At 72.8% G+C, this 20,841-nt stretch carries 19 protein-coding genes; 9 read left to right on the top strand and 10 right to left on the bottom strand.

Translation table 11 applies throughout. The features are described from left to right. Nucleotides 1–37 precede the first annotated feature (37 nt). On the top strand, nucleotides 38–637 hold the full coding sequence (locus ACZ4QV_RS22175) for a TetR/AcrR family transcriptional regulator (RefSeq protein ID WP_361637681.1): 600 nt from the start codon (nucleotides 38–40) through the stop codon (nucleotides 635–637). A gap of 130 nt (nucleotides 638–767) precedes the next feature. On the opposite strand, the gene ACZ4QV_RS22170 is transcribed toward ACZ4QV_RS22175, so the two are convergent. After that, nucleotides 768–1,136: a helix-turn-helix transcriptional regulator gene (locus ACZ4QV_RS22170; RefSeq protein WP_361637683.1), complete on the bottom strand. Its 369-nt coding sequence runs from the start codon at nucleotides 1,134–1,136 to the stop codon at nucleotides 768–770. A 267-nt stretch (nucleotides 1,137–1,403) separates the two neighbouring features. Between ACZ4QV_RS22170 and ACZ4QV_RS22165 the strand changes: the two genes are divergently transcribed. Together ACZ4QV_RS22165 and ACZ4QV_RS22160 are read left to right on the top strand one after the other, a co-directional pair. Further along, a complete protein-coding gene (locus tag ACZ4QV_RS22165; RefSeq protein WP_467763301.1) occupies nucleotides 1,404–2,198 on the top strand; it encodes an ANTAR domain-containing protein in 795 nt (264 codons plus the stop codon). 158 nt (nucleotides 2,199–2,356) lie between these two features. Beyond that, complete coding sequence (locus ACZ4QV_RS22160; RefSeq protein WP_361637687.1) at nucleotides 2,357–4,996, top strand: SpoIIE family protein phosphatase; 2,640 nt, start codon at nucleotides 2,357–2,359, stop codon at nucleotides 4,994–4,996. 76 nt (nucleotides 4,997–5,072) lie between these two features. Here the strand turns inward: ACZ4QV_RS22160 and ACZ4QV_RS22155 are convergent, their stop codons facing one another. Next, a complete protein-coding gene (locus ACZ4QV_RS22155; protein ID WP_467763300.1) occupies nucleotides 5,073–5,885 on the bottom strand; it encodes an AraC family transcriptional regulator in 813 nt (270 codons plus the stop codon). A gap of 6 nt (nucleotides 5,886–5,891) precedes the next feature. On the opposite strand from ACZ4QV_RS22155, the gene ACZ4QV_RS22150 reads away from it, so the two are divergent. After that, nucleotides 5,892–6,464, top strand: a complete 573-nt coding sequence (locus ACZ4QV_RS22150) for a class I SAM-dependent methyltransferase (RefSeq protein ID WP_361152445.1) — start codon at nucleotides 5,892–5,894, stop codon at nucleotides 6,462–6,464. A 129-nt stretch (nucleotides 6,465–6,593) separates the two neighbouring features. Here the strand turns inward: ACZ4QV_RS22150 and ACZ4QV_RS22145 are convergent, their stop codons facing one another. From ACZ4QV_RS22145 to ACZ4QV_RS22125, 5 genes are all read right to left on the bottom strand, one after another. Further along, nucleotides 6,594–7,217, bottom strand: coding sequence for a cysteine hydrolase family protein (locus ACZ4QV_RS22145; protein ID WP_361152447.1), 624 nt, complete (start codon nucleotides 7,215–7,217; stop codon nucleotides 6,594–6,596). 123 nt (nucleotides 7,218–7,340) lie between these two features. Beyond that, on the bottom strand, nucleotides 7,341–8,333 hold the full coding sequence (locus ACZ4QV_RS22140; protein WP_361590966.1) for a GlxA family transcriptional regulator: 993 nt from the start codon (nucleotides 8,331–8,333) through the stop codon (nucleotides 7,341–7,343). A 48-nt stretch (nucleotides 8,334–8,381) separates the two neighbouring features. Then, nucleotides 8,382–9,071: a class I SAM-dependent methyltransferase gene (locus ACZ4QV_RS22135; protein ID WP_361152452.1), complete on the bottom strand. Its 690-nt coding sequence runs from the start codon at nucleotides 9,069–9,071 to the stop codon at nucleotides 8,382–8,384. Nucleotides 9,072–9,168: 97 nt separating this feature from the next. Next, nucleotides 9,169–10,005, bottom strand: coding sequence for an AraC family transcriptional regulator (locus ACZ4QV_RS22130; RefSeq protein ID WP_361152454.1), 837 nt, complete (start codon nucleotides 10,003–10,005; stop codon nucleotides 9,169–9,171). 50 nt (nucleotides 10,006–10,055) lie between these two features. Then, nucleotides 10,056–10,655 (bottom strand): hypothetical protein, encoded by a 600-nt coding sequence (locus ACZ4QV_RS22125; protein WP_467763299.1) that lies wholly within the window; start codon nucleotides 10,653–10,655, stop codon nucleotides 10,056–10,058. Nucleotides 10,656–11,278: 623 nt separating this feature from the next. On the opposite strand from ACZ4QV_RS22125, the gene ACZ4QV_RS22120 reads away from it, so the two are divergent. After that, nucleotides 11,279–12,067 carry a phosphoribosyltransferase gene (locus ACZ4QV_RS22120; RefSeq protein ID WP_361590971.1) on the top strand — a complete coding sequence of 263 codons (789 nt, stop codon included), beginning with the start codon at nucleotides 11,279–11,281 and terminating at the stop codon, nucleotides 12,065–12,067. Between the two features lie 46 nt (nucleotides 12,068–12,113). On the opposite strand, the gene ACZ4QV_RS22115 is transcribed toward ACZ4QV_RS22120, so the two are convergent. After that, the gene (locus ACZ4QV_RS22115) at nucleotides 12,114–12,422 is read right to left on the bottom strand and encodes a DUF3817 domain-containing protein (protein WP_361152462.1); all 309 of its coding nucleotides are present in this window, start codon (nucleotides 12,420–12,422) and stop codon (nucleotides 12,114–12,116) included. A 2-nt stretch (nucleotides 12,423–12,424) separates the two neighbouring features. Beyond that, entirely contained in the window at nucleotides 12,425–12,892 is a 468-nt protein-coding gene (locus ACZ4QV_RS22110) for a hypothetical protein (RefSeq protein ID WP_361590973.1), read from the bottom strand. A 297-nt stretch (nucleotides 12,893–13,189) separates the two neighbouring features. On the opposite strand from ACZ4QV_RS22110, the gene ACZ4QV_RS22105 reads away from it, so the two are divergent. From ACZ4QV_RS22105 to ACZ4QV_RS22090, 4 genes are all read left to right on the top strand, one after another. Continuing rightward, entirely contained in the window at nucleotides 13,190–14,140 is a 951-nt protein-coding gene (locus ACZ4QV_RS22105; protein ID WP_361590975.1) for a GlxA family transcriptional regulator, read from the top strand. Between the two features lie 106 nt (nucleotides 14,141–14,246). Beyond that, entirely contained in the window at nucleotides 14,247–14,549 is a 303-nt protein-coding gene (locus ACZ4QV_RS22100; RefSeq protein ID WP_361590977.1) for a GNAT family N-acetyltransferase, read from the top strand. Next, a complete protein-coding gene (locus ACZ4QV_RS22095; protein ID WP_361590978.1) occupies nucleotides 14,550–16,289 on the top strand; it encodes a glycoside hydrolase family 13 protein in 1,740 nt (579 codons plus the stop codon). A gap of 197 nt (nucleotides 16,290–16,486) precedes the next feature. After that, a complete protein-coding gene (locus ACZ4QV_RS22090) occupies nucleotides 16,487–18,124 on the top strand; it encodes a carboxylesterase/lipase family protein (protein WP_467763298.1) in 1,638 nt (545 codons plus the stop codon). 112 nt (nucleotides 18,125–18,236) lie between these two features. Here ACZ4QV_RS22090 and ACZ4QV_RS22085 read toward each other — a convergent pair whose 3' ends face one another. Beyond that, entirely contained in the window at nucleotides 18,237–20,627 is a 2,391-nt protein-coding gene (locus ACZ4QV_RS22085; protein ID WP_361590987.1) for an excinuclease ABC subunit UvrA, read from the bottom strand. Nucleotides 20,628–20,841: the final 214 nt, after the last annotated feature.

Raw genomic sequence — 20,841 nt, 5'->3', positions numbered from 1 at the left:
CCCCCCCATCCGGCCTCCGACGACAGGGAGTACCGCCATGCCGCTGACCCGCAAGGGCGCCGCCACCCGGCAGCGCATCGTCGAGGGCGCGGCGTCCGAGATGCGCCGGCTGGGCGTCTTCTCCCTGACGCTGGACGACGTCATGCAGCGCACCGCGACCAGCAAGAGCCAGCTCTTCCACTACTTTCCCGGCGGGAAGGACGAGCTGTTGCTGGCCGTGGCCCGCTACGAGGCGTCCGGCGTGCTCAGCGACCAGCAGCCGGAACTGGCGTCGCTGAACTCCTGGATCGCCTGGCGGAGTTGGCGCGACAAGGTCGTCGAGCGCTACCGCAGGCAGGGCCCCAACTGTCCGCTCAACGCCGTCATGGGGCAGCTCGGCCCGACGACGGAGGGGGCCCGGGCCGTGGTGCGGGAACTCTACGCCCGGTGGCAGGCCGAGCTGGCCGCCGGCATCCGCAGCATGCAGGACCAGGGTGAGATCGACCCCGCCCTGGACGCCGAGCGCGGCGCACGGGCCCTGCTGGCCGGTATTCAGGGGGGCGTGCTGATTCACCTCACGACCGGGAGCCTGGAGCACCTGGAAGCGGCCCTGGACCAGGGGATCGAGTTCCTGCGCCGGTCGGCGGCGAAGGCGTAGGGCTCTGTACGCGGGCTCCGCCGCGACCGCTGCGCGACCGCTGTTCCACGCTGCGGCGTCCCCCGGCCGGACGGCCCGTCGGCTCGCCGGCCGCTGCGCCCCGGCCGGCGGTCCTCCTAACCACCGTCCGTCAGGCCGTGCTGGGGTGGCGGCGGTCCTCGGGTCGCGGGGTGCGGTCCTGCTCGTCCTGGACGAGCAGGGACAGCAGGGACGCCACGGTCAGGCCCGCTTCGGCCGGGTGGCGCAGCACCTTGCCGGGGTCGATCCGGTAGGTGTTGCTGCGGCCCTCGCGGGTGTGCGAGAGGTAACCGTCGCCCTCCAGGTCAGAGATGATCTTCTGGACGGCACGTTCGGTCAACCGGCAGTGCGCCGCGATGTCACGGATACGGGCGGTGGGATTGTCGGCGATAGCGGCCAGTACTCGGGCGTGATTGGTCACAAATGTCCAGCCGCTGTGCGGTTCGGGCACCCCGTTGTTCGACTCGGTCAGTCCATCCATGCCCCAACTCTACCGACCGAACATTCACGCGTCTCGATACACGCAAGGATTTTCGTGTATTAGTTGACGTGTGTCTGTCGATGGGTGAGCCTGAGATGGACGGCGGACGAGCCGATGACGATGGGAGGGAAGGCCATGCGGGAAGCTGCTCACCGGGCGCGCCTCCCCGAGGGCCCCGCTGAAGGCAACGGGAACGGCGGCCCGCCGGCCGCGTGGACCCCGAGCCTGTCGCGGACCGAGGCCTCGCACTGTGGCGACCGCGCGGCGGTGGCGGTGCACGGAGAACTGGACCTGGCCGCCTGCGGAAAGGTCGAAAGCGGACTGCACGACGTCTTGAACCGCTCGTCCCGGGGCGTGGACCTCGACCTCGGCGCGGTGACGTTCTGCGACTGCTCCGGTCTCAACATGCTGCTGAGGCTGCGCCGGCGGGCTGCCGCGCAGGGCAAGACCGTCGTCATCGTCGCCAGCAGCCGCGCGGTCGAGCGGCTGCTGGAGCTGACGGAGGCGCGCGGCCTGTTCGTCTCGCCGGAGCCGCATCCCGACCCGGCTCCGCAGCCGCCCCCGGCTCCCGGCCTGGCCCTTGTCCCGCATCCCCACTCGGGCCACGACTCGAACCATGTCCCGCACGCCGCCTCGGACAGCGCCCCGCATCCTGCTCCGGACGGCGGACACCCGACGTTCTCCGCGATCGATGCCCCGGCACCGCACGATGACGCTTCCCGGAACCTGCCCACGGAGGTCGCGCAGCTACGCCGTGCGATGCAGACCCGCCCGGCCATCGACCTGGCCCGGGGCATCCTGATGGCCACCTTCACCCTGAGTCCGGAGGCCGCCTGGTCCGTCCTGGTCAGCGCTTCCCAGAACACCAACATCAAACTGCACCGTCTCGCTCAAGACCTGGTCGACAGCGTTCAGGGGGCTGCGTTGCCCGAAGCGGTACAGGGGCAACTGGGGGCCGCGGTCGCCAAGGCGAGGGCGGCCCCGACGGTTCCGGCGCAGTCGGGTACGGCCACCGTCCGGAACACCGTGCCCGAGCCGTGGCGTACGGCGCCCGGCGAGTAGCCACGGGGCCGGCCCGGCGTCGGCGCCCCCGCCCGACTCCGCGGACCCGGCAGGCGGTCAGGCGCCCCCTCGCCCAGTTGATGGATTCCGGCACGCACGTTGACGAGATACCTCCGAAGCGCAGCACCGCGGGCAGCCGCGTACCGCACACTGACGGCATGGACCACATCAGTCAGCCGGGGGCGGCGTCCTCGCGGCGGTTCCCGCCGCGGCCGGAGAGTGTGGGGCGGGCCCGGCACTTCGTGCGGGCCGTCCTGGCCGACAGCGCGCCGGACGCGGTGGAGACCGCCGAGCTGCTGGTCAGCGAGCTGATGACCAATGCGGTGCTGCACGCGCGCACGGAGGCCGAGGTGACGGCCCGGGTGCGCGACCGCGTGGTCAGGGTCGGCGTCGGCGACGGCCGGCCGCGCCACCGGCCGGTGCCGGGGGAGTCCGCCCCGTACGCCGGTCCGGGACAGGGACTGGCGGTCGTCGGGCACCTGGCCTCCCGGTACGGCGTCGACGCCGGGGGCGAGCGCAAGACGGTGTGGTTCGAGTTGTGGCCCGACGGGCGGACCCCACCGCCCTCCACCTGGGCGACCGCCGCGCCGTCCTGCGGCCCGACCCGTACGGTGACGCTCGTCGACCTGCCCGGCACGCTGTACCTCGCGTCCCAGCACCACCGGCACGCACTGCTGCGGGAGCTGACCCTGGCCGCGTTCGCCGGCGCGGACACCGGGGTGGACCCGGAAGACCTGGCCGCCGCGCACGACGCGAACCACGCGATCAGCGCGGGCGTGTCGGCGGGGCTGGCCGGACAGACGTCGGTGGCCCACGTCCACTCCCTGAGCGTCTCCCTCCCGGCGGGCGTCGTACGGGCGGTACGCATCCTGGGCCGGGTGCTCGACGCGGCCGAGGAGGCGGCCCGGGACGAACGCCTCCTCACCTGGCCGTCGCTTCCCCAGAACCGCGCCTTCCGCCGGTGGCTGCTCGACCAGATCACCGGCCAGCTCACCGGCGGCCCGCCCACCGCGTGGACCATGGTGCCCCGCGAGCCGAGCGCCAGCCCCTCGGAACTGGTGCCCTGGGACGCCAGCCAGGTATGGGCGAGCAGGGTGCCCACCATCGCGGCCGACGACGACAACCGGATCATCGTGGCCAACGGACCGGCCGCCGACATGCTCGGCTGGCAGGAGGACGAGCTGGTCGGCCAACGGCTCACCGTACTGATCCCGGAGCACCTCAGGGACCGTCACGTGACGGCCTTCACCCGCCTGCTGCTCAGCGGTCAGCCCCGCATCCTGGGCCGCTCGGTACCGCTTCCGGCGCTCCACCGGGACGGCAGGCAGGTCCCTGTCCGGCTGTTCATCCAGACCCAGGTGACGGCTGACGGCCGTACCGTCTACGTCGCCCAGCTCGCCCCCAGGACCGCCCCGCCCGTCCCCGCGCCCCTCGCCGCCTCCGGGGAGAGCCAGGCGATCTTCCCGCAGCCGCCCGGCGGACCGGAACTGCCGGACGATCCGGAGCGCGTCACGGGAGCGGGCGGTGACGAGCCCGACGGACCGGCCCGGGAACGCCGGCTGCTGGCCGACATCGGCGAGTCGCTGAGCAGCACCCCGAACCTGGACGAGGGCCTCCAGCGGGTCTGCAAAATCCTCACGCAGCGGCTGGCCGATTGGTGCCTGGTGGACCTGCTCGACGACGGTGAACTGCTGGAGCGGTTCTGCGTCGCGCACCACAGCTCCACGGAGCTGCCCGCCGCGGCGTACGCGGGCAGGCTCCCCCCGGTGACCGGCGCGGCACGGGGGCCGCTGGCCCGGGTGCTGCGCGGCGCCGGACCGCTGCTGCTCACCGAGGGCCCGGAGCCGAGCCAGGTCAAGAGCCCGCTCGACGTCCACGACCGCGAACTGTTCGAACGGGTCGGGGCCAACAGCGCGGTCATCGCCCCGCTGCGGACCCGCGGGGCCGTCTTCGGCGCCCTGACACTGATCCGCACCGACGGGGAACGGCCGTTCACCGAGGAGTCGCTGCCCCTCATCGGCGACCTGGTCCGCAGCCTCGCCCTCGGCGTGGAACACGCCCGCCTCTACCAGGAGACCCGGCACATCGCCGAGCGCCTCCAGCGCTCCCTGCTGCCCGTACTCCCCGAGATCGCACACCTGCGGATGGCCGCCCGCTACGCGCCCTCGTCCACCACCGCGCAGATCGGCGGCGACTGGTACGACAGCTTCGTGGTCCCCGGCGACCGGACCGCCGTGGTCATCGGCGACGTCACCGGCCACGACCTGGAGGCCGCCGTCGCCATGAGCCAGTTGCGCAGCATGCTGCGCGGCATCGCCATCGACCGCCAGGAACCGCCCGACGAGGTGCTGCGCCGCCTGGACATCGCGAACCACAGCCTGTCCGAGGAGGCCACCGCCACCTGCATCTACGGCCTGGTGACCGGCCCTGCCGACGGGCCCTGGCAGCTCAACCACTCCTCCGCCGGGCACCTGCCACCGCTGCTGACGACCAGAGAGGGCGACACGCGTTACCTCGACGCGGGCTCAGGACTGCTGCTGGGCATGGAACCGGACATGCCCCGACCGGGCGCCATCGACCCGATCCCGGCGCACGCCACCGTCCTGCTCTACACCGACGGCCTCATCGAACGCCGCGACGAGTCCCTCGACCACGCCATGGACCGGCTCCGCCGGCACGCCGCCGCCCTGGCGGACGAACCCCTCGACGTCTTCTGCGACGAACTGCTCATCGCGCTGAGCGCCGACAGTGCCGACGACATCGCCCTGCTCGCCTTCCGCCCGGTACCGCGCGACTGAACCCCGTCGCCGGGCCGCGAGAAACCGCCTGCTCACGGCGGAGACCCGCCTGTCTCACAGCGAGAATCCGCCCGTCTCACGGCGAGAAATAGACCCCGGGCGGCACCCCGACCACGCGCCGGAACGCCGCCACGAACGCGCTCGGTGACGCGTACCCGACCCGGCACGCCACCGCCGCCACCGTCGCACCGCCCGCCAGCAGCGGCATCGCGCTCTGCAGACGGGCCCGGGTACGCCACTGGCCGAACGGCATCCCCGTCTCCGCGGCGAACACACGGGCCAGCGTCCGCGCGCTGGCCCCGACCTCCGCGCCCCACTCGGCCAGGGTCCGGCCGTCCGACGGACGCCTGCGCAGGGCGTCCGCGACGCGGCGCGCCCGGTCGTCGCGGGGGAGCGGCGCCAGCACCGTCGCCACCGACACCGGCCGCAGTTGGTCGAGGACGACCGCTTCCGCGCGCTCCCGGGCGCACGCCGTCAGGCTGTCGTCCGCCAGATACCCGATCAACTCGCGCAGCAGGGGCGAGACGCCGACGACGGTCGGGGCCGTCCAGCGCACCGGGCAGCGGTCCGGCACGTAGTACAGGCTGTGGCCCGCGACCGGACCCGTGGCCCCCGTCGCGTGCTCGACGCCGGCCGGTATCCACAGCGCCATGGTCGGTGGCAGGACCCAGGTGCTGCCCCGGGCGCGCACGGCGATGACTCCCTTCTCCGCCCAGGCCAGTTGGTGCGTCGTATGCCAGTGCCGCCCGTACCACTGGCCGTCGGGGACCACGAAAGTGCCGACGACCACCGCCGCTTCCGGGCCCCCGACCCCGGGGACGAGACGTCCGTATCGCGACAGGATGTGTCCCCCTACCTCGTGGTGGACGTCGTCCGCGCTTCCTAGCATCGCCGCATGGCCTCCATGAATCGCTTGCACCAGTGGATCTGCAGTTCCGGCAGGTGGGCGCGAGGGGTTGAGCAGAATCTGCTGCCCTGGGCCCTCGACGGAGTCGAACTCGGCACCGAGACCCTGGAGATCGGTCCCGGTTACGGTGCCACCACGCGCGTCCTCGCGCGCCGCGCACCGGGTCACCTCAGTGTCCTCGAAGTCGACGCGGAGTTCGCCAAGAAACTTCAGGACGTCTACGCGGGGCGGGTCGAAGTCGTGCACGGCGACGGGACGTCGATGCCGTTCCCCGACGGCGGTTTCGACACCGTCGTGTGCTTCACCATGCTGCACCATGTGCCGTCCCCGGAGCAGCAGGACCGGCTCTTCGCCGAGGCCCGGCGGGTGCTGCGTCCCGGTGGCGTCTTCGCCGGCTGTGACGGCTGTGCGAGTACGGTCTTCCGTCTGCTGCACCTGGGCGACACCTGTGTGCCCGTCCCGCCGGAGACCCTGCCGCGGCGGCTGCGTGCCGCCGGGTTCGGTCCGGCCGAAGTCACCCTCGGGAAGGGAAGGTTCCGCTTCCGCGCCGTACGGGAGTGAGCCGCGCCGGTAACGCGAACGGCGGTCCGAGGGGACGGGGGAAGGAGGTACGGGGGACGGGGGAGCGCGGTCGTACGGTCCCCGATCGGGGAACGGGGGTGGGGACCGTACGACCGCGCGTACCGAAGGTCAGGCAGGCAGGCCGTCCACGGTGGGAACGACGAGCCCGAACAGGTCGGTGACCGTGGTCAGGGCCGCGGTCCGCAGGGCGGCGGCCGGCAGCACGGTGCCGTCCGGCGCGGCGAGGGCGCGGGTGGCGGTGGTGTCGGCGACGACGGTGGGCCGGTACCCGAGGTGGAAGGCGCCCTGTGCGGTGAAGGTGACGCACAGGTGCGTCATGAAGCCGGCCAGCACGAGATCCTTGCCGCTGCCCGGCCCGAAGCCCAGGCCGGACAGGGTCTTCTCCAGTTCGGTGGCGTGGAAGGCGTTCGGGAATCGCTTGACCACGACCGGTTCCCCCTCGGCGGGCGCGACCTGGTCGCTGATGGCGCCGATGTGGGCGCGGATGTCGTACGGGGTGCCCTCACCGCCGTCGTTGACGATGTGGACGACCGGGGTGCCCGCGGCACGGGCGCGCTCCAGCAGGCGGGCGGCCGCCCCGAGGGCCTCCTCGGCGCCCTCCAGAGCCATGACGCCGGTGCGGTAGGTGTTCTGGAAGTCGATCATGAGCAGGGCGGACTCGCTCAGCCGCGGCGGCCGGCCGTCCAGCCCGATCACGTCGCGCAGGGGCGTGGACGGGGTGTTGGCGTTCATCGGGAACCTTTCGTCAGGACATGGCAGGTAAGGAAAAGGGACGGCAGGGAAGGGCAGGGCAGGGCGACGTCTTCCGCCTCGCCGTGCCAGGGAGGGAAACGGAGGGTGAGACGGTGTGGCGGGTCAGCCGACCCGGGTACGGAAGCGGCGGCGGTAGGCCGCCGGAGTGGTGGCGAGCTGCCGCCTGAACGCCCGGTGCAGGGTCTCCGCCGAGCCGAGTCCGGCAGCGGCGGCGACCTGGTCGAGCGGGCAGTCGGTGGTCTCCAGCAGGCGCCGGGCCAGCTCGACCCGGGCCGCCTCGACATAGGCGGCGGGACTGCTGCCGGTCTCCTGTTTGAAGACGCGGGCGAAGTGCCGTTCGCTGAGGCACATCCGGGCAGCCAGGGCCGGTGCGGACAGGTCCGCGTCGAGGTGGTCGGAGATCCACAGCCGTAGCTCGTCGATGTCCCGGCGCTCGGCGGCCGGACGGCTGAGCGGTACGGAGAACTGGCTCTGACCGCCCTGCCGTTTGAGGTACATCACCAGGTGCCGGGCGACCGCCAGGGCCGTCTGCTCGCCCAGGTCCTCGGCCACCAGGGCCAGCGCGAGATCCAGGCAGGCACTGATCCCGGCCCCGGTCCACAGCCGGCCGCAGTCGGAACGGACGAAGATCGGGTCCGGGTCGACCGTGACGTCCGGGTGGTCGGCGGCGAGCTGGGCGGAGGTCGACCAGTGGGTGGTCGCCGTCTTCCCGCCCAGCAGCCCGGCCGCGGCCAGCAGATGCGCGCCCACACACACCGACGCGACCCGCCGGGCGTACGGGGCCGTCTCCCGCACCCACGCCACGACAGCCGGATCGGTACGGGCCACCGGGCCGTCGTCGGTCATGTCGACCGCGCCCGGTACGACCAGCGTGTCCACCTGCTCGCCGACGTCCGCGAAGGCCACGTCGGCGAGCAGCCGCACACCCGCCGACGTGCGGACCGCGCCCGCGGCCGGCCCGGCGAGGCGCACCTGGTAGCCGGCGCGGCCCCCGGTCTCCCGGTTGGCCAGCGCGAAGACCTCGGCCGGGCCGGTGACGTCGAGAAGATCGACATCGGGGAAGACCGCGATGACGACACGGTGCGCAGTGGGCATGAAGCGATCCTCACCGCAGCCGCCGGTGACCGCAATGACGATTACCTGTCACATCCGGACACGGTCGTGCGGGCGGTCGTGCCATACGAGCGTGTACCGCCAGAACAGCCGGCGGCGCAGGCGGGCGCCGGGCAGGAGGCGGCGGGCCTCGCGGGCGATGGTCGCGAAGCCGGTGTCCGCGGGGCGGGTCAGGGCGGTCATCGCGACCGGCCGGGGTGCGGGTGCCGTACGGCCGCGGTGCTTGAGCCGGCCGGTGGCGGCGTTGAGCGGGGCGGACACGGCGGCGAGCAGATGGTCCACGGGCGTCTGCTGACGGGCCAGACCGACGACGACCAGAGTGCCGCCGGGAGCCAGGTGGTCGCGGAAGACGGCGAGCGCGTCGGCGAGCGGCAGGTGGTGGAGGACGGCGACGCAGGTGATGACGTCGTACGGTCCGCCAGGGATTCCGGTGAGCGCGTCAGCGACCGTGAAGGTCACGGTGGCCGCGTCCGCGGGCGGAGTCAGCTCCCGCGCGCGGGCGACGATCGCCGGGTCGGGGTCGATGCCGTGCACCGTGGCGGCACGGGTGGCCAGCAGCCTGGCCAGGTCACCGCTGCCGGACCCGACGTCCAGAGCACTGCCGAGGCGCCGGGGGAGTTGCCGCAGGATCCACGGGTGGAAGTGGGCGTTGTGGTCCCAGGGATGCGTGGCGTTGAACCGGTCGAGCGCCCGGAGGAGACGGGGCAGCAATGACGTCATGCCGCCAGTTCATCAGACCGGGCCCGCCGGCCGCGCCGGCCACCGTCGGGCGCGGGCAGGGGCGGCCGGGTGCGTCCAGGCCCGGTCGGGAGGCCCGTCACGCGCGTCGGAAAGCGCCGGGTGTGATGCCGTACACCCGCTGGAACCAGCGGCTGAAGTGTGCCTGGTCGGCGAAGCCGGTGGCCGAGGCCGCGTCGGCCGGTGCGGCACCGGACCTGAGCAGCGCACGCGCGTGCCGCAGGCGCAACTGCCGCTGGTAGTCGCTCGGCGCGAGACCGAACTCGGCGCGGAACGCACGGTAGAGGGCGAACCGGCTGCACCCGGCGGCCGCCGCCAGTCGCTCCGCGGTCATCGGCTCCCAGAACGCCTCGTCCAGCACCTCCCTGGCCCGGTGGGCCGCCTGGCGGCGGGCTCGGTCGGCCGGTGTCCGGGCCCGTACGGGGGACGCCGTCCCGGACGCGCCGCGGCGGGTCATGGCGGTGACGGCGGCGGTCAGCCGCTCGTCGCGGACGAGCGGATTCGTGGAGCCGACGAGCGCGGCGTGCAGCCGGGCGAGGGCGTCGGTGAGCACACGGTCGGTCAGCACGGGGTGCGGGAAGAGGGGCAGCGCGCCGGTGCGGCCCTCGGTGGCGTCGCTGATCATGTCGCTGACCACGGACGGGCCGATGTGCACGATCCGGTAGCGGTACCCCAGGTCGGCCGCCGACCAGCCGTCGTGCACCTCGTCCGGGTTGAAGGCCATCACCATGCCGGCGCCGCTGGTGTGGATGCCGCCCCGGCAGTGGAAGCTCTGGGCACCGGCGTCGGTGATGCCGAAGGAGTAACTGTGGTGGCTGTGCGGCGGGTAGACGTGGTCGAAGAAGTGCGCGTGCATGGCCTCCACGGGGCGGTCGCCGTCGCGCCAGTACCGCACCCAGCCGTCGGCGGTGGACATGCCGACATTATGAAGGCGCACCAGCGTTCCGGACCGGCGGGGCCGCCGCCTCAGGCCCGTGCGCGCGAGGAGGACACGGCCGCGGCCAGGGAGGCGCCGGTCCGCCACAGCGGGGAGCAGGCGAGCAGAAGCAGTACGGCACCGAGCGGGATCAGGTCCATGAACGCGAAGGTGAGCGGAGCGGCGGCGAGGACGAGGACCGGCGCCCACGGTGCGAGGGTACGCAGGGCGGCCAGCCGGCCGGTCAGCAGCAACTGGCCGACGAAGAAGAGCAGCGGGCCGACGAGGTAGAAGGCGAATGCGACGCCCGGTACGGACTGGAAGGCACGCGTCAGCCCGGCCATCTCCGTATGACTGTCCGCCATCAGTCCCGTCGTGATGTCGACGCTGAACTGGACCGCGAGCGCGACGACTCCTGCGCCGCCGGCCCAGCACCCCGCCGAGGACCACAGATCGCTTCCCGCTGCCTTCCGCATGGCGGCGAACCCCTGGGCGAAGAAGAACAGGCCGACAAGAAAGCACAGGTGCCCTGTCGTCCAGGCGAGCCCCGGCCCCCTGATCCCGTCGAGCCCGTCGAGGAGACGGATCACTCCGTAGGCGCCGAACAGGAGGGGGCCGAAGAGAAGCGAGCGCTGTGCTGTTGTTGTCATGCCTCAAGGGTCGTGACGACGGCCTGCGACTTCATCCGGGACATCCCTGGTTGTACCCCGTCGTGCCCCAAGGGCGGGCTGGGGGTTGCTCGGTGAGCAGGCAGGATCGCGACGCGCCACCAGCCCCGGAAGCTCGGGTGGCGCACTCGCTCGTCCGCGTAGTGCTCCACGGCCGCTTCGTGCACGGACATCCGGCCAGGCCGGCACGGCTGCGGCGTCCGGCGTCCCGTCCGTGGCCGATGCCACCGGTGCCACGAGCTCCCCGCCGTCAATGGCGGTCACCGCGCGGGTTCGTCGCGCCCGGTGACCGGGCACAGGGGCGGATCGTTCGTCAGCACGGTCGAGGCGCGGTCCGGTGAAGGCGCTCGTCCGCTCCGGGGGCAGACGCGGTCCGTACCCCGGGAGGACGCCAGCGCGATGATCACGCGGATCAGGGCTCTTCCCTCCCTTCGGTGTCGTGTCCCCGCACCCTTCATGGTGGGGTCCAGCGGTACTGTCTATCCGGCCGAAGCCCTGCCCCCACGCGCACTTCTGATCACCCTGGTGGCAGGCAGAGGCGGCTTGTCCCGGTCGCCGCGGTACGTCCCGAACCCCCTCTCGGCGCCCGAGGACAAGGAGCATGTATGCGCTTCACCGACCGCCGGCACGCGGGCCGGGCACTCGCCCAGTGGCTGCGCGCGCCGACCGGCACTGCGACCGCCCCGTCAGACACGTCCGGCCCGTCGAGCGCGTCCGGCCCGACAAGCACGACCGCCCCGTCAGACACGCCCGCCGCGTCCGGCACGTCGTCCGGCACATCCGACGCACCCGACACCGCGGCATGGCCGTACGGGGCCGCCGACCCGCTCGTCCTGGCCCTGCCGCGCGGCGGTGTGCCCGTGGCCGCTGAGGTCGCCCGGGAGTTCCGGGCGCCGCTCGACGTACTGGTGGCCCGCAAGATCGGCGTACCCGGTTCGCCCGAGACCGGCATCGGCGCCCTCGTCGGCGAGGAACAGCCCGTCTTCGACCAGCGGGCCCTGCGGTTCCTGGGCCTGGCCGAGGACGGACTCGCTCCCTCCGTCGCACGCGAACGCGCCGAACTGCACCGGCGGGAGGACCTCTACCGCGAGGGCCGTCCCGAGCCCCGCGTTTCCGGGCGGCCCGTACTCCTCGTCGACGACGGCCTGGCGACCGGCCTGACCGCCCTCGCGGCCCTGCGGCACCTGCGCCGCCGACGGCCCGCGCATCTGGCGCTCGCCGCACCGGTCGGTTCCCGCAACGCCGTCATGAAACTGGCCGGGGAGGCCGACCGCGTGCTCGTCCTGCACCAGCCGGACCCCTTCCGCGCGGTCGGCGAGTGGTACGAGGACTTCGACCAGGTCGGCGACGACGAGGTGATCGCTGTGCTGCGCGCCGCGTCCTCCGCCAGGTGAGACCGGGCCGCGTCGAACCGGTGGGGTTCTCGGGCTCCTTGCGCGCTCAGCGCCTCCCGGGCGTCTCTCGGAGAGAGGTCCCGCCACGGCCGGTGTGTTCCGTGGTCCGTGTCAGGCGTCGTACGGCCAGCAGGCCGCCGATGCCCGGAAGCAGGGACAGGCCCACGGCCGGGGCGGAGCGTCGCGGGTCGCGTGCGGTGGCGACGACGGTGAAGAGGTAGGCGCAGCCGTGGACCGGGCCTGCCAGGGAGGAGACGGCAGGCAGGTGCACGGTCGCGAGGTTGGTCAACAGGACGACCAGAGAAGCGAGTTCGACGGCCGCTGCGATGCGGAGAAGGTGTCTGTCGCGGCGCACGGTCACACTCCCGTGGTCGAGCCGGGGCGAATGATCATGAGGACGGTCACCACGGCCCACAGCAGGTTGAAGACGCCGGTCAGCATCGCGAGCCGTGCGGTGGCGCCACGCTCCACCGAGGCCCCGGCACCGTCCAGCCGGCCGAGCAGCACCTCCTGTCCGGGGAGGACCAGGAGCGCGAGCACCCCGGCCGCGGCGGCGGTCAGGACGATCGAGGCGATCAGCCACGCGTCACCGAGGACGCCCAGGCTGCTCGCGGTCGCGAAGCCGAAGACCGGTACGGCCAGGCCGAGGCCCGCGTAGACGCGGCAGATGCGGTGCAGCAGCCGGACCCCGGAGAGCGTGGCGGCGTCCGGGCCGGACTCCTGGGCGCGGCGTACCGCCGCGGGGAACATGCTGGCCGCCACGGTCACCGGGCCGATGGCGACGATCGCTGCCAGGACGTGCACGGCGAGGAGGAACTTCGTCACCGGCCCGCTCCGGACCGGGCGGGCGGCGCTGCCGGGGGAGCGGCGGCAGGGCGGGACGGGGCGACAGGCATGGGACGGGTGCTTCTTTCTTCCGTTCGGGGAGGGCGGCAGCCACTCCTGCGCCACCGCCCGGGATCTTGCAGCGTCAGGCTAGGCCGGGCCCGCGACGGGGCCCCATGGGCTGAAACGACAATTTCCAACGGGTTCCCGCCACCCGCCCGTGTCTGCGCTCAAGCTCCTCGAACCCCTGTGGCCTGGGTATTTGCGACCGGCGGGTTCTCGCTTACCGTGGCCTCCATGCATACGGTGGCGGTACTGGCGCTGGACCATGTGGTGGCGGCCGATCTGGCGACCCCGATCGAAGTGTTCGGGCGCGCCCGGCTGGCGGACGGGCGCCGGCCGTACCGGGTCCAGGTCTGCGCACCGCGGCCCCAGGTCGCCACCGAGACCTTCACGCTCGTCGCTCCGCACGGCCTGGAGGCGCTGCGGGAGGCGGACACGGTCGTCGTGCCGGGCTGTTCCGAGGACGCCGCGCCCCCGGGTAGGGAGGTGCTCGACGCCCTGCGCGCGGCAGCGGCCGCCGGCACCCGTGTCGTCTCCATCTGTACGGGCGCGTTCGTCCTGGCCGCGGCCGGTCTGCTGGACGGGATGCGCGCGACCACGCACTGGGTGGCGGCCGACCGGCTGGCCGAGCGGTTCCCGCTCGTGGATGTGCGGCCGGACGTGCTGTACGTGGACAACGGCCAGATCCTGACCTCGGCCGGGGCCGCCGCCGGAACGGACCTGTGCCTGCACATCATCCGGCGGGACCTCGGCTCGGCGGTCGCCGCCGACTCGGCCCGGCTGTCGGTCGTGCCGCTGGAACGGGAGGGCGGGCAGGCGCAGTTCATCGTGCAGACCAGGCCGCCCGTGCCCCAGGGCTCCCTGCTGGAACCGGTGCTGGCGTGGATCGAGGACCATCTCGCCCAGGACGTGACGCTCGCGGAGATGGCCGCGCGCAGCAGGCTGAGCGAGCGGACGTTCAGCCGCCGCTTCCGGGAACAGACGGGCACCACACCGCTGCAATGGCTGCTGCGGGCCCGGGTGCGGCGCGCGCAGTTCCTGCTGGAGACCACCGAGCACGGCGTCGAACGCATCGCCTCCCAGGCCGGTTTCGGCTCGCCCACCGCGTTCCGTGAACGGTTCAAGCGCGTCGTCGGCGTCACACCGCAGTCCTACCGTTCCGCCTTTCGCTCCCACACGCCCTGAAGAACCGCCCCCCACCCCTCGTACGCTGTCACGATGCACCCATGGACCCGAAGACCGCGGTGAGTTCCAGGTGGCCCGAGGCGCTGCCGGGCCCCTGGGACACGGCGTGCCGGAGCAAAGCTTCTTCGCGCGGGGCTTCGGCACCCTGCTGACGGTCGCAGCGGGCGCGCGCGGACGCGGCGTGGGACCATGTCTCCTCACGGCCGTCGAGACCGCATGCACCACCGCCGAGCTGTTCACCTCGACCCACATCTCCAACCACCCTGTGCAGCACCTGCTGCGACGCGCCGGCCGGCGCCCGGCGGGCCTGCTCCACGGGTTCGACGAGGGAGACCCCGAACTCATCCACCGCTGCCCGGGCCCGCGACTTCCGGGAGCCGGCGCCACCGGGCGCCGCACACCCGGGTGAATGCGTGTCTCCGGAGGCTCCTTCCTTCCGTACCACGAACCGAAAGGCAGCCACGTGACCGCACAGCACTCCGCCGCAGGCACCGGGAACACCGGCCGTGACACCCGCGACTGGTGGCGGCAGGCCGTCGTCTACCAGGTCTACCCGCGCAGCTTCGCCGACTCCGACGGCGACGGCGTCGGCGACCTGCCCGGCGTGACCTCCCGGCTCGGCCACCTCGCCGCACTGGGGGTGGACGCCGTCTGGCTCAGCCCCTTCTACCCCTCCCCGCTCGCCGACGGCGGCTACGACGTCGCCGACTACCGCGACATCGACCCGCGCCTGGGCACCCTCGCCGACTTCGACACGCTGGTCGGCGAGGCGCACCGGCGGGGCCTGAAGGTCATGGTCGACATCGTCCCCAACCACTCCTCGGACCAGCACGCCTGGTTCCAGGAGGCGCTCCGCTCCGCCCCCGGGTCCACCGCGCGGGAACGGTACGTCTTCCGCGAGGGCAAGGGCGAGCACGGCGAACTGCCGCCCACCGACTGGATCTCCTGCTTCGGCGGGCCCGCCTGGACCCGGCTGCCCGACGGCTGGTGGTACCTCCACCTCTTCGCCCCGCAGCAGCCCGACTTCAACTGGGACCACCCCGAGGTGCGCGCCGAGTTCCGTACGACGCTGCGCTTCTGGGCCGACCGCGGGGTGGACGGCTTCCGCGTCGACGTGGCCCACGGCCTGGCCAAGGACCTGGCCGCGCCGCTGCGCGACATCGGCAGCGTCGAGGCATACGAACCGGACGACCTGCCCGAGGACGGCAGTCACCCCTTCTGGGACCGGGACGAGGTGCACGAGATCTTCCGCGACTGGCGCAAGGTCTTCAACGAGTACGACCCGCCGCGCATCGCGGTCGCCGAGGCATGGGTACGCAACTCCCGCCGCTCCGCCTACGCCACCCCGCAAGAACTCGGCCAAGCCTTCAACTTCGACTTCCTGACGGCGTCCCTGCACGCCGGCGAGGTACGCGCCTCCATCGACACCGCGCTCACCGACGCCCGCGCCGCCGGAGCCACCGCGACCTGGGTGCTCTCCAACCACGACGTGATCCGGCACGCCTCCCGGCACGGCCTGCCGGACGGCTGCGACGAGGAGGCGTGGCTGCTGTCCGACGGCCTGGCGCCCGCCCTCGACCGGGAGTACGGGCTGCGCCGCGCGCTCGCCGCGACCCTGCTGATGCTGGCGCTGCCCGGCGCGGCCTACGTCTACCAGGGCGAGGAACTGGGCCTGCCCGAGGTCGCCGACCTCGACCGCGCCGACCTGCGGGACCCGGTGTGGGTCCGCAGTCAGGGCCGGTCGAAGGGCCGGGACGGCTGCCGGGTGCCGCTGCCCTGGCGGCGCGGCGGCAGCTCGTACGGCTTCGGCAGCGGCGGTTCCTGGCTGCCGCAGCCGTCGTACTGGGGCGAACTGTCCGTCGAGGCGCAGGAAGGCGACCCCGCCGCACCCCTGGAGCTGTACCGCGCCGCACTGCGTCTGCGCCGCGAACTGCTCGCCGACGAGGCCCTGGAATGGGTCAGCGGTCCGACCGCGGCCGCCGAAGGACTGCTGCACTTCCGGCGCTCGGGCGGCTGGCACTGCCTGGCGAACCTGTCCGACACCCCGCGGCCACTGCCCGACGGCACCCTGCTGCTGTCCTCCGCGCCCGTCACGGGGGACCGGCTGCCGCCGTGGACGACGGCCTGGGTCCGGGTGGCGACGGACTGAGCCGAGCGGAGGACAGCGGAGGACGGGGACACCGGGGTTCCGTCGGGCGGGGTGTGGGCGCGCATCCGTGTCCGGCCGTGTTGCCGTATCCGGCCCTGTCCTGCCGTGTCCGTGGGGCCGTTGCCGCCGTTTCCTCCACGACCGGTGCGCGCCGCGCGGGCGCGCGTCCCGGCGCCGCTTCTGGGAGGAGACCGCTCATGAGGAGTCGCAGAGGGCCGAAGAGGAGGGCCGGGGCCACGGTGATCGTGGCGTTCCTGTGCGCGGGGACGACGGTCCCGGCCGCACTCGTCGGCGCGCGGGCGGAGCCGGGCGCCGGGCCGGACCGCGTCACCGTACGGACCGACACCGGTCCGGTGCGGGGCGTCCGGACCGCCCGGCACCGGACCTTCCAGGGCATCCCGTACGCCGGACCTCCCGAAGGCGCCTACCGCTGGGCGGCTCCGCGCCCGGTGGCGCCGTGGCGCGGGGTCCGGGACGCCACCCGGCCGGGGCCGCTGTGTCCGCAGGTCCCGTCCGCGTACGCGCAGGTGTCCAGCGAGGAGGAGGACTGCCTGGTCCTCAACGTCACCGCGCCCGCCCGGGTACGGGAGCGCGCCCCCGTACTGGTGTGGATCCACGGGGACGGGTCGGTCGGCGGCGGCAGCTTCTTCGACGCGCGCCGGCTCGCGGACCGCGGCCTCGTGGTCGTCACGGTCAACTACCGGCTGGGGGTCTTCGGCGGCTTCGCCCACCCGGGCCTCAAGGGCTCGGGGACCTTCGCCCTCCAGGACCAGCAGGCCGCGCTGCGCTGGGTGCGGCGCAACGCGGGCGTCTTCGGCGGCGACGCGGGGAACGTGACGGTGGCGGGCTCCTCGTACGGTGCCTCGGCCATCACCGGGCACCTCACCTCGCCGGGCGCCCGGGGGCTGTTCCACCGGGCCGCGCTGTCCAGCGGTGAGGGCATGATGGACATGCCCGCCGGGACCATGGGGCCCGGCGTGCCCGGTTACCCGTGGTTCGTCTGGCGCCCGGCCCGGCAGATGGAGGAGATCAGCGCGGAGATGACCGCGCCGCTCGGCTGTGCGGCGCCCGATCCCGCACGGACCCTGCGGTGCCTGCGGGCCCTGCCGGTCAAGCAAATCCTCAAGGTGCCGTACATCATGAACGCCTTCCAGGCGTTCGGATACGGCAACGCGACGCTTCCGGCACTCCCGCCGAAGGCCCTGCGCGCGGGCCGTTTCCACCGTGTACCGGTGCTCTCCGGCGCGACCCGTGACGAACACCGGACCTTCGTGGGCCTCCAGTACGACGCCATCAACAAGCCTTTCACGAGCGAGAATTACCGGCAGGCTCTCGTGACCGCGTTCGGCGGCCGAGCGGGCCGGGTGCGCGCGAAGTACCCGCTGTCGGAATACCCTTCTCCGGCCATCGCGTGGTCCGCGGTCGTCACCGACCGGATGTGGGCCAGGGGGACGTACACGCAGCACACGGCACTGGCCCGGCGCGTACCGACCTACGCCTATGAATTCGCCGACCGGAACGCCCCCATGTACCTGCCCCTGCCCGGCCGTTTCGATTTTGGTGCCTATCACGCGGGCGATACGCCCTACCTGTTCGAGGAGGAGGCGGCGCAGCGGCGTTTCACGGCGGCGCAGCGATGGCTCTCGGACACGATGACGGACCACTGGGCGGCTTTCGCCCGCACCGGGACGCCGAACGGCCCCCGGCTGCCGGTGTGGCGCCCGTACCGGAACGCCGACGCGCGTCCGTACACCCATTCCTTGGCGACCGACCGGATCGCACCGGTCGATTACGCCGGGGAGCACGCTCTGGAATTCTGGCACCGGATTCCGTGAACGGACCGGTTTCCGTGAACGGACCGGTTTCCGTGAACGGACCGGATTCCGTGTGCGGAAGGTGAGCGGCGGGACGGTGTCCTCGCCCGCCCCGCCGCCCCGTGTGCCCTGCTCAGGCGCCGACGTACGCCGCCAGATGCTCGCCCGTGAGGGTGGAACGGGCCGCCACGAGATCGGCGGGCGTGCCCTCGAAGACGATCCGGCCGCCGTCGTGGCCGGCGCCCGGTCCCAGGTCGACGATCCAGTCGGCGTGCGCCATGACCGCCTGGTGATGTTCGACGACGATCACCGACTTGCCGGAGTCGACCAGCCGGTCGAGCAGACCGAGCAACTGCTCGACGTCGGCGAGGTGCAGCCCGGCGGTCGGCTCGTCGAGGACGTACACGCCGCCCTTCTCGGCCATGTGCGTGGCGAGCTTGAGCCGCTGCCGCTCGCCGCCGGACAGTGTGGTCAGCGGCTGGCCGAGGCCGAGGTAGCCGAGCCCGACGTCCGCGAGCCGGCCGAGGACGCGGAGGGCCGCCGGGGTCCGGGCCGCGCCGTCGCCGAAGAACTCCGCGGCCTCGGTCACCGGCATCGCGAGCACCTCGCTGATGTCACGGCCGCCGAGGCGGTATTCCAGCACCGACGGATGGTAGCGCTTGCCCTCGCACTCCTCGCAGGTGGAGGCGGTGCCGGCCATCATCGCCAGGTCGGTGTAGACGACTCCGGCACCGTTGCAGTGCGGGCAGGCTCCCTCGGAGTTGGCGCTGAACAGCGCCGGCTTCACGCCGTTGGCCTTCGCAAACGCCTTGCGGACCGGGTCGAGCAGCCCGGTGTACGTCGCCGGGTTGCTCCGCCGCGACCCGCGGATCGGCGTCTGGTCGACCGACACCACCCCCGCGCCGGGCGGGAGCGAGCCGTGCACGAGCGAACTCTTGCCGGAGCCCGCCACGCCGGTCACCACGCACAGCACCCCGAGCGGCAGGTCCACGTCGACGTTCCGCAGATTGTGCTTCGTGGCGCCGCGGATCTCCAGCGCGCCGGTGGGCTCGCGCACCGTCTCCTTCAGGGCGGCCCGGTCGTCGAAGTGGCGGCCGGTGACGGTGCCGCCGGCCCGCAGCCCCTCGACGGTGCCCTCGAAGCAGACCGTGCCGCCCGCCGGGCCGGCACCGGGGCCCAGGTCGACGACGTGGTCGGCGATCGCGATGGTCTCCGGCTTGTGCTCCACGACGAGCACCGTGTTGCCCTTGTTCCGCAGCCGGAGCAGCAGGTCGTTCATCCGCTGGATGTCGTGCGGGTGCAGACCGGTGGTGGGCTCGTCGAAGACGTACGTGGTGTCGGTGAGCGACGAGCCGAGGTGGCGGATCATCTTGACGCGCTGGGCCTCGCCGCCCGACAGGGTGCCCGACGGCCGGTCCAGCGAGAGGTAGCCGAGGCCGATCTCCACGAACGAGTCGAGGGTGCGCCCGAGGGTGGTGAGCAGCGGCGCCACCGAGGGTCCGGTCACGCCGCGCACCCAGGCGGCCAGGTCGCTGATCTGCATCGCGCAGGCGTCGGCGATGCTGGTCCCGTCGATCAGCGACGACCGGGCAGCCTCGCTCAGCCGGGTGCCGTCGCACTCGGGGCACGCCCGGAAAGTGACCGCCCGGTCCACGAACTCCCGGATGTGCGGCTGCATCGCCTCCCGGTCCTTGGCCAGGAACGACTTCTGGATCTTGGGAATCAGTCCTTCGAAGGTGAGGTTCACCCCCTCGACCTTGACCTTGGTCGGCTCCCGGTGGAGGAAGTCCCGCATCTCCTGCTCCGTGAAGTCGCGGATCGGCTTGTGCGGGTCCAGGAGGCCCGATTCGGCGTAGACCCGTACGGTCCAGAAGCTGTCCGACTTCCAGCCGGGGATGGTGAACGCGCCCTCGGCGAGCGACTTCGTGTCGTCGTAGAGCTGGGTGAGGTCGATGTCGGAGACCGCGCCCCGGCCCTCACAGTGCGGGCACATGCCGCCGGTCCGGCTGAAGGTGGCCTTCACCGCCTTCTTGCCGCCGCGCTCGACGGTGATCGCGCCGCTGGCCCGGACCGAGGGGACGTTGAAGGCGAACGCGCCGGGCGAGCCGATGTGCGGCTGCCCGAGCCGGCTGAAGAGGATGCGCAGCATCGCGTTGGCGTCGGTGACGGTGCCGACGGTGGAGCGCGGGTCGGCGCCCAGCCGCTGCTGGTCGACGATGATCGCGGTGGTCAGCCCTTCCAGCACGTCCACCTCGGGCCGGGGCTGCGCCGGCATGAAGCCCTGTACGAAGGCGCTGTACGTCTCGTTGATCATCCGCTGCGACTCGGCGGCGATGGTGTGGAACACCAGCGAACTCTTGCCCGAACCGGAGACGCCGGTGAACACCGTCAGCCGGCGCTTCGGGATCTCGACGCTGACGTCCTTGAGGTTGTTCTCCCGCGCGCCGAGCACCCGGATCAGGTCGTGCCGGTCGGCGACGTGCGGCGCAGGCGACTGCGGGTCCGGTCGTACGGCCTTGCTCATCGGGTCTCCCTCGGTCACGCGGTCCGCCTGCGCGGTCTCGCCGGTGCGGACGATGCTGTCCACGGCCATGACGCTAGCCGGGGACGGGGTCCGGCGCTTCTCGATTCGTGATCGAATCGGCCGGCTTCGCCGGGCCCGGCGGGCGGTGGGCGCGGCCTTCTTCGGACCAGTGATCCACTGTTGGGTATTTTGTGCAAAGATTCCCTGCCCGGCC

Source organism: Streptomyces sp. NPDC026394, assembly GCF_055567735.1.
Note: the sequence above shows the minus strand (reverse complement) of the source record. Positions and strands in the feature narration are given on the sequence as shown.